Here is a 15,429-nt window from a genome sequence, read left to right as displayed (position 1 = left end):
CCGCCTTCCGGCCGGGCCGCCCCGAGGGTTCTCCCTGGTGGTGCGCGCCGCGCCCCTGCCGTACGGCAGGGGCGCGGCGGGTGCGTGTCCGGGTCAGCGGGTGGCGGGCCGCACCAGGTAGCGGGCCACGCTGTTGAGCTTCTCGCAGGTCTCGGTGAACTCGCGCTCGGGGCGCGACTGGCTGACGATGCCCGCGCCGGCCCGCAGCCAGACGCGGTCGCCCACGCCGAACGCGGTGCGCAGGACGAGCGCGGCGTCGAGCGCGCCGTCGGAGTCGACGCTGAACACCGCGCCCGAATACAGGCCGCGCGGCGTGGGCTCGTGGTCGCGTATCACGGGGTAGGCGGCGCGCTTGGGGACACCGGACGCGGTCACGGCGGGAAAGAGCGCCCCGAAGGCCCGCCAGGCGCGGGTCTGGGCGTCGCCCGAGTCGCGTGCCTCGGGCAGCCGTCCGGTGACCGTGGAGCCGAGGTGCTGCACGCTGCCGCGGTCCTTGACGTCCATGAACTCGGGCACGGCCACCGTGTCGGGCCGGCAGATCCGCGTGAGCTCCTCGTGGGCGAGCTTGACGGAGACGGCGTGCTCGTACACCTCCTTGGCGTCCGTGGTCAGGTCGCCGCGCAGCCGCAGGTCGTCCTCGGCGTCACCGGTGCGTGCGCGGGTGCCGGCGAGGGGGCGGGTGCGTACGGTGCCGTCGGCGTCGATCTCCGCCACGGTCTCCGGGCTGAAGCCGAAGGCGCGCAGGTCCGGGGTGTCGACGACGAAGGAGCGGGACGGGGTGTTGTGGCGGCGGCCGACGAGGTAGCTGGCGACGAAGTCGACGGGGCCCGCGACGGGCAGCTCCCGGGAGAGCACGACCTTCTGCAACTCCCCCGCCCTGATGGCCCGTACGCAGTCGGCGACGGCGGCGAGGTAGTGCTCGTCGCGCGCCTCGACCGGCACCTCGACGGGCTCGTGGCGGTCCTTGTGGGCGTCCGGTGCGCCGGCGGGTCCGGTGAGCAGCGAGGTGACGAGGTCGAGTTGATGCGGCGTGTCGGAGGTGATCACGGCCGCTCCCGGGCACAGGCGCACCTCGGTTCTCGGCACGACGGCGCGCACCAGGGTGGCGTCGGCCGGCACGTCGTGCCCCGCGAGGGCGTGGGCGAGTTCGAAGGCGGCCCAGCCGTAGCCGGACCAGCCGGGCAGCGGCAGTTCGCCGAGCAGCCGGGCGAAGGCGCCGAGCGGGTCGCCCGCGGCGGTGAGGGAGCGCTCGCCCCAGGGGCCGCGCGAGGTGGCGGCCCGTCCCGTCAGCGTCACCTCGGCGAGTACGCCCACCCCGACGCGTACCTCGGCGTCGCGCTCGTAGAGCAGCTGTGTGTCGGAGAGCCCGTGGCGCAGCAGTCCCGCGGCGAGGGCGACGGGGTCGCCGCCCAGCGGCACGGTCCGGCGCAGCGGCGTTGTCACAGTGATCGTTTCGTCTGTGGTCATCAGTCTCGGAACTCCGCGTTCTGGCACAGCCGTGGAAGGGACGGTGACGGTCGTGGGTGCGGTAGGACGGGCTGCCGCGTCGGCCCGGGGCACGGCTCCGCACGGGCCGGCGCCGTGGCGCGGCCCGGGCCCGCAGCGCCGGGTCAGCGGCCGTGACGGCGGGCGCCGCGCCCCCGGTCGGGGTTCTCTGCCCGCGCGTTCGGTCCTTCGGCGTTCACTGCGGCGGGCTCCTCGGGTCGGCCGGAAACTGCAAAAGGCTCGCGAACCTCGGGGCGTTAGATTAGCCTAACCTTACTCACGCGGGTCAAGGAGTCCCTCCAACCCGCCTGAGGCACGGGAGCCTTGAGGCGGCCCCGCCACCGGCGGCGGGGCCGCGCCGAGCGCCGGAGGCCGCCCGCTCAGCACCGGGCGGGGCAGCCCACCCCTTGTCATCAAACTTAGGTTAGCCTAACCTACCTTTCGTTCGAGCTGAGACGTCCTCACGAAGGGAACAAGCGGTCGTGAACGCTTCCTACACCGACCTGGCATCGCTGATCGACAGCAAGGACCCCGCCCAAGCCAACGGGATCGTCAAAGCGTTCGCCGCCAACGCCGCGTTCAGTGCGGCGGAGTGGGAGGAGCTGACGACCGAGGACAACCCGTACCGGCGCCCCGTGCGCCCGGACGACCTCGCGTGGCTCGACTACTCCCGGCCGATGCCGAAGGAGAAGGCCCTGCTGCTCTCGGCCCTCCTCGGCCACCGCATGCTGCGCAACGTCTACGACGCCGACCTCCTCTACCTGCCCCCGGCCGCCGGCGACCCGGCCGCCACCAGCAAGGCGGCGTTCTACAGCACCAGCAACCGGATACTCTCCGCGCTCGCCCAACCGATCCTCGAACGCCACCTGTTCACCCTGCTCGACGACGTGCGCGAACCGCTGGCACGGCACGACACCACGGGCCTCGTGGAGCATGTGCGCGCCTACCTCGACCGCAGGCGCGCCGAGGCCGACCGCGCCGCCAAGGCGGTCTCCGACACCAAGGGGCGCCGCGAGGCCGCGACGTTCCTCATGCTCCAGCTGAGCGCCTTCGTCCCCGCCGCGTACGACGCCGTGGGCCACATGGCGGTCGGCGAGTACGGCCTCGCCCACCCGGGTCTTCGCGGGCTGCTGCTCGACGCGTACCGCAGCTGGGAGGACGACGCCGAGGACTACCGCGCGATGCTGGCCTCCGCTGAGCTGACCACGGGTGCCGGCGCCTACTGGCAGCTGTACCTGGGCAGTTCACTCGCGCGCGGCAACCACCTGCACTACCTGGGCCGCAACCGCGAGAACGCGTTCGCGTTCCTCGGCGCCTGGACCCAGTTCGAGATCGACCGCGCCGTCACCGCGCCGCACCTCGCCGACGCCTTCGAGGAGGCGCTCGGCGCGCGCCCCGCCTTCCTCGGGAAAATCGCCGACCTCACCGGGGACGAGCTCGAACAGCGGGTCCTGTCCCTGATCGAGCCGCTGGTGGAGCGCTTCGGCTCCGACGTGGTCAGCGAGTTCCACCGGGGCTTCGCGGACGCCGCCTGGTTCACCGAGCTGTGGGACGGCGACCTCGGCACCCAGGTCGCCTGGGCCGACCGCATCGAGGAGTACCAGGACAAGGCCGCCCGCATCGACCGCAAACTCACCACCGAGAACATCACGGTCGACCTGGACACCTTCGTCGAGACCTGCGACGAGACCTCGACCACCCATGTGCACAACGAGCACCGGCTCGTGATGATCGAGTCCGGCCGGATGCACTTCTGGAACAACGTCACGCACAAGATCGAGCTCAACGAGGGCGACAAACTCCTCATCCCGGTCTCCCGGCTGCACGGCTCCACCGTGCTCTCCGGCTCGTGCACCTACCACCAGCCGATCATCCCCGAAGAGATGCTGCGCGAGTTCGACTGAACGTCAGGTGGCGCTGTTCCCCGTTCCCTTACCACCACGGAGTTGATGGTGTCATCGGTCGACGCTGCCGGCGAGGAAATACCGTCCCCCGCCGACGGCGACATACGTCGCCTGACAATCGGAGCGCTCCCCGCCTGGGGGGCCGAGTACGCCCAGGACCTGCTCGGCACGCTCGTCGCACCCGCGGATCCGTTCCCCTGCACGTTCGCCGTCTCCGCGGCGAAACGCAACACCCTGCGCTTCGGCTTCATCGACGGCCTGGACGACGAGGCCGCGTGGAAGCAGCTGCCGGGCATCCTGTCCGCCTACCTCGACCAGTACAAGGAGATATCCCGCGACACCTCGCTCGTGGTCTTCTTCCGCGACGAGGCGCCCGCGCGCGGCCTGACCGCGTACAACGAGCGGTTCTGGTCGATCCTGCAGTACCTGCACGACGAGGACGAGAAACCCTGGCCCGAGGGCCTGCCCACCGATCCGGAACACCACATGTGGGAGTTCAGCTTCGACGGCACCGAGATCTTCGTGGTGTGCAACACGCCCTCGCACGCCGAGCGGCGCAGCCGGCACAGCCCGGTGTTCGTGATCACGTTCCAGCCGCGCTGGGTCTTCGAGGGCCTCGAACCCGACAGCGCGCGCGGCAGCGCCGCCCGGCGGGTCATCCGCACCAGGCTGCGCCGCTTCGACAACGTCGACCCCGCGCCCGAGCTGGGCTCCTACGGCGACCCCGAGAACCGTGAGTGGCGGCAGTACTTCCTGCCGGACAACAACGACAAGCCGCTGACCGGCTGCCCGTTCCGCGGCCGGAGACCGGAGCGCGCGGACGACGGCAGGCAACCCGGCCACTGAGCCGCGCGCACACCGCCGAGGGCGTGCGCCGCCGGCCCCGTACACCGCCGAGAGGCCGTACGGGGCCGGCGGCACAGCCCTGCCCGCCGCCCGGCACCGCTCCCCCGTGCCGCGCCGCCAGGACCGCCCGGCACCGCCCTCCCGGCGACTGCGGGCCCGGCGTCGGCGCGGGCCGGCCCGGCCGGTTGCCGCGGATGACCTCCGCCGCCGCAAGGCCGATACTGGGCGCAAGGAACGCCCGACTGGGAGGCACCCCGTGAAGATGCTCATCAACGTGCCCGAGACCGTGGTCGCGGACGCCCTGCGCGGCATGGCCGCCGCACACCCCTCGCTCTCGGTGGACGTCGACAACCGTGTCGTCGTACGGCGGGACGCCCCGGTCGCGGGGAAGGTGGGTCTGGTCTCCGGCGGCGGGTCGGGGCACGAGCCGCTGCACGGCGGCTTCGTCGGGCCCGGCATGCTCTCCGCGGCCTGCCCTGGCGAGGTGTTCACCAGCCCGGTGCCCGACCAGATGGTCCGGGCGGCCGCAGCGGTGGACAGCGGCGCCGGGGTGCTGTTCGTCGTGAAGAACTACACGGGGGACGTGCTCAACTTCGACATGGCGGCCGAGCTGGCCGAGGACGAGGGCGTGCAGGTCGCGAAGGTCCTCGTCAACGACGACGTGGCGGTCACCGACAGCCTGTTCACGGCGGGCAGGCGCGGCACCGGCGCCACCCTGTTCGTGGAGAAGATCGCGGGCGCCGCAGCCGAGGAGGGCCTGCCGCTTGAGCGGGTCGAGGCGATCGGCCGGCAGGTCAACGAGTCGTCCCGCAGCTTCGGTGTGGCGCTGACCGCGGTCAGCACGCCGGCGAAGGGCAGCCCCACGTTCGACCTGCCCGAGGGCGAGCTCGAACTCGGCATCGGCATCCACGGCGAGCCGGGCCGCGAGCGGCGCGCCATGATGACCTCGCGGGAGATCGCGGACTTCGCGGTCGGCGCCGTGCTCGACGACCTGCACCCCCGCGGTCCTGTGATCGCCCTGGTCAACGGCATGGGCGCGACCCCGCTGCTGGAGCTGTACGGCTTCAACGCGGAGGTCCAGCGGGTGCTGGGTGAGCGCGGCGTCTCGGTGGCCCGTACGCTCGTCGGCAACTATGTGACGTCCCTGGACATGGCGGGCTGCTCGGTCTCCCTCTGCGAGGTGGACGAGGACCTGCTGCGGCTGTGGGACGCGCCAGTGGAGACCCCCGCGCTGCGCTGGGGCCGCTGAGGTGTCCGGGGGCCGCCGGCTCCCGGTGCACAGGTACGCGGCGCCCCGGGCGGCGCAGGCAGCAGGCAGTACGGGCGCGAGGAGATGACGTGGCAGAGCAACAGTCGCAGCAGGACCTGGACGCGGCCTTCTTCATCAGGTGGCTCACGGCCTGCGCGGCCGCCGTCGAGCGCGAGGCCGCACACCTGACCGACCTGGACGCGGCGATCGGCGACGCCGACCACGGCAGCAACCTCCAGCGGGGATTCAAGGCCGTGGCCGAGGTCCTCGCGAAGGACGCCCCCGCCACGCCGGGAGCCGTCCTGACGCTCGCGGGACGGCAGCTGATCTCGACGGTCGGCGGCGCTTCCGGCCCCCTGTACGGCACGCTGCTGCGGCGCACGGGAAAGGCGCTCGGCGACGCGCAGAGCGTGGACAGGGAGCGGCTCGCGGACGCCCTCGGACAGGCGGTCGCGGCGGTGGCGCAGCTGGGCGGCGCCGCGGCGGGCGACAAGACGATGCTGGACGCGCTCGAACCGGCCGCCGGGGCCCTCGCCGCGTCGTACGAGGGCGCGGCGCGCGCCGCGGCGGAGGGCGCGGAGGCGACGACGCCGCTCCAGGCGCGCAAGGGGCGGGCCAGCTACCTCGGCGAGCGCAGCGTCGGCCACCAGGACCCCGGCGCCACGTCGGCGGCGCTGCTGGTCGCGACGCTGGCCGAGACGGCCGGGGGCGCGCGGTGAGCGCCGCGGCACCCGGCAGGGTCGGGATCGTGCTGGTGTCCCACAGCGCCGCCGTCGCCTCCTCGGTGGCCGCGCTGGCCGAGGGCCTCGCGGGCGGCGGCACCGCGCCGGTCGCGGCGGCGGGCGGCACCCCGGACGGCGGCCTCGGCACCAGCGCGGACCTGATCACCGCCGCGGCCGCCGAGGTGGACGGCGGCGCGGGCGTCGCCCTCCTCGTGGATCTGGGCAGTGCCGTGCTGACGGTGAAGACGCTGCTCGCGGAGGGCGACGAGCTGCCGAAGGGCGCGCGGCTGGTGGACGCGCCGTTCGTGGAGGGCGCGGTCGCCGCGGTGGTCACCGCCTCGGCGGGCGGCGACCTGGACGCGGTCACGGCCGCCGCGTCGGAGGCGTACGGCTACCGCAAGGAGTGACCCCCTCCTCGCATCCGCCCGCGGCCCCCGGACCCGTGCCGTCCGGGGGCCGCGGCCTGCACGGCGCCCGCGCCGTGCCGCCCGCACGCCGCGCGGCCCCGCCTCCGGGCCGCGGCCTGTGCACCGCGCCCGTGCTCCGCGGAGTGTGGCCGCCCTGCCGGAACACACCGGGCAGCCACCGGAGACCGTGACCGCGCCGGGCGCCGCGCTGCGCGGACGGCGCACCGATCGGGCGCCGCGGATGCCCGGCCCCGGGCCCGTGTCCCAGGGCCGCGTCCGGGGCAGGGCCGGGAGCGCCGCCGCGGTGCCCGCCCGCCCCCGTGCGTTGGCCGGGACTTCACGCCATGTGCCGTTTCGCACACCGCTGTTGGTATCCGCCACCTTCCGTCTGGGCAGGGACTGGGTGGCGCCCCGCGCGCCGTGCACGGAGAAAATCGACGGGATCGAGGCGAGTGCGACCATGGATGCGCGAGAGACCTGGGACTTCACCGACGACCGCGGCCTTCGGGTCACCGCAGACAGCCGCCCCGAGCGGCTCGTCGCCTACGTTCAAGCGGGCGCGACGCTGTGGGACCACGGCCTGCGCCCGCTGGGCGTCTTCGGCTCGCACCACGACGGCGACACCCAGGACCCGGCCAAGGCGGGCGGCCTGCCGCTCGACGAGATACTGTCCTTCGGCTCCGGCAGCGGAGTCGATGTGGAGGCGCTGGTGGCGGCCGGTCCCGACCTGGTGGTGGCGGTGACGTACGGCGGCGACCAGGTCTACGGGCTGGACCCGGAGGCCGCGAAGCACCTGGGCGAGCAGGTTTTGATCGTGGTGCTCGACGTGGGCGGCTCGCGCACGCTCGCGGGCGTCAGGAGCAGGTTCGGCGAGCTGGCGCGCTCGCTCGGGGCGCCGGCCGGGGCGAGCGCGGCGGGCGAGGCGGAGCTGGCGCGGGCCGAGGAGCGGCTGCGGACGCTCGCCACGCGCTCGGTACGGCCCCGGGTGCTCGCCCTGTCGGCGGCGGACGCCGAGAAGGCGTACCTGGCGCGGCCGACGTCCTGGCCCGACCTGCGGGCGCTCTCGGAGCGCGGTGTCGGCCTCGTGGACCCCGGGGGCGAGGGCGGCGGCAACTGGCGCACGGTGACCTGGGCCGAGGCGGAGGAGCTGCGGCCCGACATCGTGCTCGCGGACGTACGGGCGAACGCGGCGCCGCGCGAGGCGCTGGCGGGCACGGCGGAGTGGGCCCGCATCGCGGAGCACGCGCAGATCCTCCCGTGGAACCCGGAGCCCCCGGCGAGCCACCACGCACACGCCCTCTTCTTCGACACGGTGGCCGACGCGATGTGACCCGGCCCGTCCTCGCGTCCCCGGGGACGGCGGGGCCGACGCCGCCGTGCGCGCCGACACGGCCCGGCAGCGGCCGACCACCCGGAGCGGCGGCACACGGGAGACGGGGCGCGCCACACGCAGCGCGGGCGCCGCGGAAACGAGGCGCCCGGCCTGCGGGAGGCCCGGACCTGCGGGAGGCCCGGAGAGGCGCCGCCTCCGGCGCGCGGCTCAGGGGACCGGTGACCCGCGCGCCGCGCCGCCGGGCCTCCGACGCCCTCAGGGCATGCCCCCCTGTCCAGTCCGGGCGCAGTTCCGGGCGCAGTCCGGGCGGGCCGCAGGGCCGGCCGCGGCCCGAGCGCCCGCACCCCCGCCCGGTCCGGGCGCGCCAACGGACCGGCCTGCGGCACGCCCCGGGGGGCGCCCCGTCCGGCGGTGCACGCGTCAGCCCGCGAGGACCGCCTGGACCGTCTTGCCGTCCCTGGCCGTCCCGCAGACCGAGAAGCGGCTGGAGAGCCCGCGCACCATGGCGATGCCGCGGCCGCTCTCCGGGAGCGCCTCGGGGGACTCGGGGACCAGCACCGGGTCGTTCGGACGCAGCTCCCGCAGCACGGGCAGGGCCGGTCCTTCGTCGTGGACCTCGACCGTGACGCGGCCCGGCCGCACCGTGAGGCGCAGCAGGCAGCCGCCGGTGCCGTGGCGGGTGGCGTTGGTGACGAGTTCCGACACGACGACCCTGGCGTCCTCTATCCGCTCGCGCGGGAGTCCGCCCGCGTACTCGTGGGTGAGGTAGGCGTCGGTCAGATAGCGCGCCCAGCCCGGCGACGTGTCCGAGCTGGGCAGGGCATAGGTGACACGTGCGGCGCCCCGGTGGGCCTGCCCGCTCGCGTGCATCCGGACCACTCCTCTCCGCGTGGGCGGTTTCCCGCCCCGCGTATGCAGGTTCCCGCCATCCGGCGGGTCAATCAGGGGCGGGCGCGGAGAACATGCCGTCACAAGCCGAACGGACATCAGGCGCAATGCCGCGCAAGGGCCGCCAACCGCCCGTATCCCACCGTCACTTGTTGACGAATCGGCTCCGGTCGAGGGCTCGTTCGCGCACAAGTCTTGACGCGTACGCAACGCGGAGGAAGCATCTGGGTACCCAGAGAGCGCTCTCACGGCTCTCGCGGTGCCCCGACCCCCATTTCTCCTCAGCCAGGAGGTCCCTCCCCCCATGCAGCAGCCTCCGCTGGACCCCGCCCGCGAGGACGGGTCCCCCCGACTCAGCCGCCGCGCGTTCGCCGCCGCCGCTGCGGGCGCCGTGCTCGGCTCCGCGTTCCTGCCCGCCGCGACCGCCGGTGCGGCGCCCCGCGCCGCCGCCCGCCGGGCGGGTGCCGCGCCGGCCGTGACGGCCGGCGGCGACCTCGGGCCCAACGTCATCGTCTTCGACCCGTCGACCGCCAACATCCAGGGCACGCTCGACGACATCTTCCACAAGCAGGAGTCCGCGCAGTTCGGCACCGGGCGCTACGCGCTGCTGTTCAAGCCCGGTACGTACAACGGCCTCAACGCCCAGATCGGCTTCTACACCTCCATCGCCGGCCTCGGCCGCAACCCCGACGACGTCCAGATCAACGGCGACGTGACCGTGGACGCGGGCTGGTTCAACGGCAACGCCACGCAGAACTTCTGGCGTTCGGTGGAGAACATGGCGCTGACGCCGGTCAGCGGTGAGGACAGGTGGGCGGTCGCGCAGGCCGCTCCGTTCCGCCGCATGCACATCAAGGGCGGCCTCAACCTCGCCCCGAACGGCTACGGCTGGGCGAGCGGCGGCTACATCGCCGACAGCAAGGTCGACGGCACGGTGTCGCCGTACTCGCAGCAGCAGTGGTACACCCGCGACAGCCAGATCGGCGGCTGGGGCAACGGCGTCTGGAACATGGTCTTCTCGGGCGTCGACGGCGCCCCCGCCCAGTCGTTCCCCAACCCGCCCTACACCACGCTGGACACCACGCCGGTCTCCCGCGAGAAGCCGTACCTCTACCTCGACGGTGACGACTACGCGGTCTTCGTCCCCTCGCTGCGCACCAACGCGCGCGGGGTGTCCTGGGCGAGCGGCTCCACCCCCGGCACGTCCATCCCGCTCTCACAGTTCTACGTGGTGAAGGACGGCGCCACCGCCGCCACCATCAACCAGGCGCTCTCGCAGGGCCTGCACCTGCTGTTCACGCCCGGTGTCTACCACGTCGACCAGACCATCAACGTCACCAAGGCCAACACCGTGGTGCTCGGCATCGGCTACCCGACGATCATCCCGGACAACGGGGTCACCGCGGTGCAGACCGCCGACGTGGACGGCATCAGGCTGGCGGGCTTCCTGCTGGACGCGGGCACCACCAACTCGGACTACCTGCTGCGGGTCGGCCCCGCCGGCGCCTCCGCCGGCCACGCCTCCAACCCGACGACGGTGCAGGACGTGTTCGTCAGGATCGGCGGCGCGGGCGCGGGCAAGGCCACCACCAGCATGGAGATCAACGCCTCCGACACCATCATCGACCACACCTGGATCTGGCGCGCCGACCACGGCGAGGGCGTCGGCTGGGACACCAACCGGGCCGACTACGGCCTCAAGGTGAACGGCGCGAACGTGCTCGCCACCGGCCTGTTCGTCGAGCACTTCAACAAGTACTGCGTGCAGTGGAGCGGCGAGGGCGGCCGGACCATCTTCTTCCAGAACGAGCTGGCCTACGACGCCCCCAACCAGGCCGCGATCCAGAACGGTTCCACGGCCGGGTACGCCGCCTACAAGGTCGACGACGCGGTCAACACCCACGAGGCGTGGGGCGTCGGCAGCTACTGCAACTTCACCTCGGACCCGAGCATCCGGGTGGACCACGGCTTCGAGGTGCCGCAGAAGTCGGGCGTGAAGTTCCACGACGCTCTGGTCGTCTCCCTCGGCGGGGTCGGCCAGTACAACCACGTCATCAACAGCACAGGCGGCGCCACCTCGGGCACCGACACGGTGCCGTCGAACGTGGTCTCCTTCCCGTGAGGACCGGCCGGCCGCCGGTTCGGGGCCGGCGGCCGGCCGACGCACCACCGGGGGCCTGACGCCCCTCCTGCGCCGACCGTACGCCCGGTCCGCGCCGCCACGCCCGCAGGGCCCGGCCGCACGCACCCCCCACCGGCCGGGTCCTGCCGCCGTGCCGGGGGCCCGTGGCCGCCCGTACGGCGGATCAGTGCGGGCAGGGCGCACCGGGCCGCAGCAGACTTGACGGCATGTCGGGCAAGCGAAGCGCGGGACTGCTGGTCTACCGGGTCACGGACGCCGGTACCGAGGTGCTCATCGGCCACATGGGCGGCCCGTTCTGGGCCCGCCGCGAGGCCGCGGCCTGGTCGATGCCGAAGGGCGAGTACGAGGACGGCGAGGCCCCCGAGGACGCGGCGCTGCGCGAGTTCCGGGAGGAGCTGGGGCTCGAACCGCCCCGTGGGCCGTGGCTCCCGCTCGGCGAGGAGCGCCAGCGCAGCGGCAAGCGGGTCACCGCGTGGGCGGCCGTGGGCGATCTCGACCCGGCCGACGCGGTGTTCGGCACGTTCACCATGGAGTGGCCGCGCGGCTCAGGCGTGCAGCGGGAGTTCCCCGAGCTCGACCGGGTCGCCTGGGTCCCGCTGCGCGAGGCCGGGGATCTGCTGGTCTCGGGGCAGCGCCCCTTCCTCGGCCGGCTCGCCCTGGCGATATCCGAGGCCGGCTGACCTCCTTGTCCGAGGGCCGCCGGCGCCGCCGCGCACCTCGGGCAGCAGCGCCCGCGAGCCGGGCGGCGGAAGCGGTCGGCTCCTGCACGTCCTGACGAAAGGTCCATTCCCGTGCGCTACCGCACGCATGTCGTCGCCGCCGCCGGTACGTTCCTGGCCGCCGCCTCCCTGCTGGCCCACCTCTCCCCCTCGGGTGCCGCGCCCGCGCGGCCCGCCGCCGCGGGCCTTGGCGCCGCGGGCGCGCCCGCGGGGGTGCCGGGACCGCCGAGCGCCCTCCTCCAGGAGGGCTCGGTCACCGCGGCCCAGCTGCTCGCCCGGGTGGGCCGCTGCGACCAGGTCTCCGACGGCATGTTCCGGATGGACGACGAGGACGACGAGCCCACGGTGCCGGTCTGCGGCACGCCCGGTGCGGTGTTCTGGAAAGCGGACCTGGACGTCGACTGCGACGGGCAGGCCACCGCGCACTGCAACGCGGACACGGACGGGTCCTTCCAGGAGATGACGGCCTTCACCCAGTCGGACGGCAGGCCCCTGGACGCGGAGCGGCTGCCGTACGTGGTGGTGCCCGACCCCAGCGGCACCTGGGACTACCGCGCCTTCGGCATCCGCGGCGGCGGCCTCGCCGCGGTGGTGCACGACGGGCAGGTGCGGTACGCGGTCGTCGGCGACACCGGCCCCGCCGGGCTGATCGGCGAGGCCTCGTACGCGACGGCGCGCGCCCTCGGCATCACCCCCGACCCGGAGGGCGGGGGCACGCCGGAGGACGTGACGTACATCCTCTTCAGGAACACGGCCGTGCGGCCCCCCGAGGACCACGCGGCGGCCGTGCGGATGGGCGACCGGCTGGCGCGGGAGTTCGTCGCCGGGGCGCGTTAGGCCCGTCCGGCGGGACGGTCGGCCGCGGGACGGGGGCGTCCGGCGGCTCGCACGCTGCCGGACGCCCCTGCGGGTCAGGCGCCGCGCCGCACGGGTCCTACGAGGGTGCCGGGCGCCACGGTGAGAGGCCCGTCGGCGAAGGACGTGCCGGGGATCTCCCCGCCCGGCGCCCGCAGGGTGAACGAGGCACCGTCGGCCGCCGTACCGTGCCGCGTGTCGGGCACCTGGATGTCGAAGTGCACGGGGTGCCCGGGGCCGAGGACGACGGCGGTGCGCTGGTCGCCGTAGCGGCCCGGGGAGAGCGCGAGCGCGGAGCCGTGGGCCGGGAAGCGCACGTCGGCGGGTGACCCCGCCAGCCTGCACGGCTCGTACCCGCGCGGCGCCGTCAGGGTGACGCGGTAGTGGCGGTGTCCCGCGCTGCCAGGGGCCCGGGTGATCTTCGCCAGGTGGTTGGCCGGGCGGCAGGCCGAGGGCGCCGGGGCGGCGGTTGGAGCGGCCTGCGCGGCGGTGGCGCCCGCGGCGCCCGCCAGCACGGTGGCGGCGAGCAGCACGGCGGCTTTCGGGTGGGTACGCATCAGGGGCACTTCCTTGCCTTGCCTCTTCCGGCCCGGGGGCGCGTGCCGTCCGGGCCGTGGTCGAGGTGATCCCTGCCCTCGGGGCGGCCGGGCAAATGTCCCGGTACCGCCACGGCCGGGTGTCCGCTCCGCCGCGCTCCCGGGGAGCCGGACGGGAGCCGCCGGGGAGCCCCGGGGAGAAGGGGCGGCCCCGCCGGGCAGGGGGAAGGACCGGCGGGGCCCGACGAGTCCGGACGGCCAGGGGGAGGACCGCGGACCCGGGTCGCGGAGGCGTGTGCCCTGCCTCCGCGCGGTCATGCCCGCCCGTTCCGGCGATTCCGCCGCGGGGGTCCCCGCGGGCAATGCCCCGCCCGGCGGATGAACGCCGAGTGACCGGTTCGCGGCGGGCCGACGAGGGGGCGGGGACGCCCGCGGGACGCGGTGATCCCTGTGCTCAGATGGGCGCCGGACGTTGGAACCTCGTTCACGCGCAGGCCACACCCGGTGTCAAGCATCCACGTGTGGCCGGGGCGCCGCCCGCAGGCCCGCTCGCCTTCGTATCCTCGTCCGGGGAAGGGCACCATGTCCCGCATACGCTCCGCAGCCACATCCGTCGACCGCCGCCACTTCCTCACCGCTGCGGGCGCCGCGGGCGCCTCGGCCGGCGTCGGTCTCGTCCTCGGCCTGGGCGGCGGGTCGGGCGCGGCGAACGCGGCGGGCGAGGGGCCCGCCGCCCGACCCGCCGTGCCGCGGCAGCGGGGCGCGGCGGCCCCCGCGGCCGCACCGGCGGCCTCCGCCCGCACCACCCTCGACTCGGTCGCGACGCCCGTCCACACCGGCGCGGCCTTCCAGCGGCTGGCCGACGGTCCCGGGTGGGACCGTGTGGTACGCAGCGAGCTGGCCGCCGCGGGCTCGTCGCGGGCCGCGCGGCGCACCACGCTGACGTCGTTCGTGCAGCTGACCGACCTGCACCTGGTGGACGTGCAGCACCCGGTGCGCACCGAGTACCTGCGCGGCTCGCAGCTGACCGGGTGGCGGCCGCAGGAGGCCCTGTCCGTGCCGGGCGCGGTGGCGCTCGTCGAGCGGATCAACGCGATCAGGAACGGCCCGGCGACGGGCGCGCCGGTGTCCTTCGCGGTGACCACCGGCGACAACACGGACAACAACTCCCGGGACGAACTCGACTGGTTCCTCACGGTGATGAGCGGCGGGCTCATCACCCCCAACACCGGTGACCCGCACCGCTACGAGGGCCCGCAGAACTGCGGCGAACAGCTGTACTGGCAGCCGGAGTCCGCACTGCGCGACCTCGACAAGCGCTTCGGCTTCCCCCGTGTCGACGGCTATCTGGACGCGGTGGTCCGGCCGGTGACCAGCCCCGGCCTGCGCCTGCCCTGGTACTCGACGGCCGGCAACCACGACGCGCTCGCCAGCGGCGCCATGGCGGACCGCTCCGGCTACCTCGCGGACTTCGCGGTGGGCGACCGGAAGCTGTACACGGTGTCGCCGGGCGAGGCGGGCCCGCTCCGCGAGGTCCTCACCGCGGGCAGCCACCCCTCGGGCGACGAGCTGGTCTCCCTGCTCAAGCGGGACCGGCGCAGGATGCGCACCGTCACACCCGACGAGCGCAGGGCGCCGTTCACCCCGCGCGACTACCTCGCCGCGCACCTCGACCCCGCGCGCACCGGCGCGGGCCCGCACGGCCACGGCTACACGGCGGACAACCTCGCGGCGGGCACCCTCCACTACACCTTCCCGATGGGAGAGGACGTCGTCGGGGTGAGCCTCGACACCACGGACCGCGGCGGCCACTTCCTCGGGTCGGTCGGCACCGGGCAGCTGGCCTGGCTCGACCGCACCCTGGCCCGCCACCGGGACGCGCATGTCGTCGTCTTCAGCCACCACAACAGCTGGACGATGACCAACACGCACCCCGACCCCGCGAAGCCGCACGAGGCGCGGCACACCGGCGACGAGATGGTGGCGCTCCTCAAGCGGCACCGCAACGTGCGCGCCTGGGTCAACGGCCACAGCCACCGCAACCGCATCCTGCCGCACGGCACGTTCTGGGAGGTCTCCACCGCCTCGCACGTGGACAGGCCGCAGCTCGCCCGGATCGTCGAGCTCGCCGACAACGGCGACGGCACGCTCTCCCTGTTCACCACCCTGATCGAGTCCTCCGCCCCCGCGCGCACCGACTTCGGCGACCTGTCGCAGACCGGACTCGCCGCGCTGTACCGGGAGTTCGCGCACAACGCGCCCGGTGCGAGCACCACCGCCCTCGGCACGGCCGAGGACCGCAACACGGAGCTGCTGCTGCGGAGCTGAGGCGGGCGTGCCCC

The 15,429-nt window shown here is 74.4% G+C and carries 13 protein-coding genes; 10 read left to right on the top strand and 3 right to left on the bottom strand.

Going from position 1 to position 15,429, the window contains the following annotated elements; genetic code table 11:
- Nucleotides 1-93: 93 nt before the first annotated feature.
- Nucleotides 94-1,467 carry a salicylate synthase gene (locus tag ABEA77_RS19655; protein WP_345649082.1) on the bottom strand — a complete coding sequence of 458 codons (1,374 nt, stop codon included), beginning with the start codon at nt 1,465-1,467 and terminating at the stop codon, nt 94-96.
- Between the two features lie 500 nt (nt 1,468-1,967).
- Between ABEA77_RS19655 and ABEA77_RS19650 the strand changes: the two genes are divergently transcribed.
- From ABEA77_RS19650 to ABEA77_RS19625, 6 genes are all read left to right on the top strand, one after another.
- On the top strand, nt 1,968-3,389 hold the full coding sequence (locus ABEA77_RS19650) for a cupin domain-containing protein (RefSeq protein ID WP_345649076.1): 1,422 nt from the start codon (nt 1,968-1,970) through the stop codon (nt 3,387-3,389).
- A gap of 45 nt (nt 3,390-3,434) precedes the next feature.
- Nucleotides 3,435-4,235, top strand: a complete 801-nt coding sequence (locus ABEA77_RS19645; RefSeq protein ID WP_345649074.1) for a YqcI/YcgG family protein — start codon at nt 3,435-3,437, stop codon at nt 4,233-4,235.
- Nucleotides 4,236-4,491: 256 nt separating this feature from the next.
- Nucleotides 4,492-5,484: a dihydroxyacetone kinase subunit DhaK gene (gene dhaK / locus ABEA77_RS19640; protein WP_345649072.1), complete on the top strand. Its 993-nt coding sequence runs from the start codon at nt 4,492-4,494 to the stop codon at nt 5,482-5,484.
- Nucleotides 5,485-5,573: 89 nt separating this feature from the next.
- Complete coding sequence (dhaL, locus tag ABEA77_RS19635) at nt 5,574-6,203, top strand: dihydroxyacetone kinase subunit DhaL (RefSeq protein ID WP_345649069.1); 630 nt, start codon at nt 5,574-5,576, stop codon at nt 6,201-6,203.
- 29 nt (nt 6,204-6,232) lie between these two features.
- Nucleotides 6,233-6,613: a PTS-dependent dihydroxyacetone kinase phosphotransferase subunit DhaM gene (locus ABEA77_RS19630; RefSeq protein WP_425588327.1), complete on the top strand. Its 381-nt coding sequence runs from the start codon at nt 6,233-6,235 to the stop codon at nt 6,611-6,613.
- A 460-nt stretch (nt 6,614-7,073) separates the two neighbouring features.
- Nucleotides 7,074-7,943 (top strand): ABC transporter substrate-binding protein, encoded by an 870-nt coding sequence (locus ABEA77_RS19625; RefSeq protein WP_345649063.1) that lies wholly within the window; start codon nt 7,074-7,076, stop codon nt 7,941-7,943.
- A gap of 423 nt (nt 7,944-8,366) precedes the next feature.
- Here ABEA77_RS19625 and ABEA77_RS19620 read toward each other — a convergent pair whose 3' ends face one another.
- On the bottom strand, nt 8,367-8,816 hold the full coding sequence (locus tag ABEA77_RS19620) for an ATP-binding protein (RefSeq protein WP_345649060.1): 450 nt from the start codon (nt 8,814-8,816) through the stop codon (nt 8,367-8,369).
- Nucleotides 8,817-9,138: 322 nt separating this feature from the next.
- On the opposite strand from ABEA77_RS19620, the gene ABEA77_RS19615 reads away from it, so the two are divergent.
- From ABEA77_RS19615 to ABEA77_RS19605, 3 genes are all read left to right on the top strand, one after another.
- On the top strand, nt 9,139-10,956 hold the full coding sequence (locus ABEA77_RS19615) for a coagulation factor 5/8 type domain-containing protein (RefSeq protein WP_345649057.1): 1,818 nt from the start codon (nt 9,139-9,141) through the stop codon (nt 10,954-10,956).
- A gap of 227 nt (nt 10,957-11,183) precedes the next feature.
- Nucleotides 11,184-11,657 carry an NUDIX hydrolase gene (locus ABEA77_RS19610; protein WP_345649054.1) on the top strand — a complete coding sequence of 158 codons (474 nt, stop codon included), beginning with the start codon at nt 11,184-11,186 and terminating at the stop codon, nt 11,655-11,657.
- Between the two features lie 111 nt (nt 11,658-11,768).
- Nucleotides 11,769-12,533, top strand: a complete 765-nt coding sequence (locus tag ABEA77_RS19605; RefSeq protein ID WP_345649051.1) for a glycoside hydrolase family 75 protein — start codon at nt 11,769-11,771, stop codon at nt 12,531-12,533.
- Between the two features lie 74 nt (nt 12,534-12,607).
- On the opposite strand, the gene ABEA77_RS19600 is transcribed toward ABEA77_RS19605, so the two are convergent.
- Complete coding sequence (locus ABEA77_RS19600) at nt 12,608-13,108, bottom strand: DUF4232 domain-containing protein (RefSeq protein ID WP_345649048.1); 501 nt, start codon at nt 13,106-13,108, stop codon at nt 12,608-12,610.
- A gap of 561 nt (nt 13,109-13,669) precedes the next feature.
- On the opposite strand from ABEA77_RS19600, the gene ABEA77_RS19595 reads away from it, so the two are divergent.
- Nucleotides 13,670-15,415, top strand: coding sequence for a TIGR03767 family metallophosphoesterase (locus tag ABEA77_RS19595; protein WP_345649046.1), 1,746 nt, complete (start codon nt 13,670-13,672; stop codon nt 15,413-15,415).
- Nucleotides 15,416-15,429: the final 14 nt, after the last annotated feature.

Origin of the sequence: Streptomyces tremellae (assembly GCF_039540215.1) — a bacterium.
Classification (GTDB): Bacteria; Actinomycetota; Actinomycetes; order Streptomycetales; family Streptomycetaceae; genus Streptomyces; species Streptomyces tremellae.
This window is presented reverse-complemented; position numbering and strand designations above follow the sequence as displayed.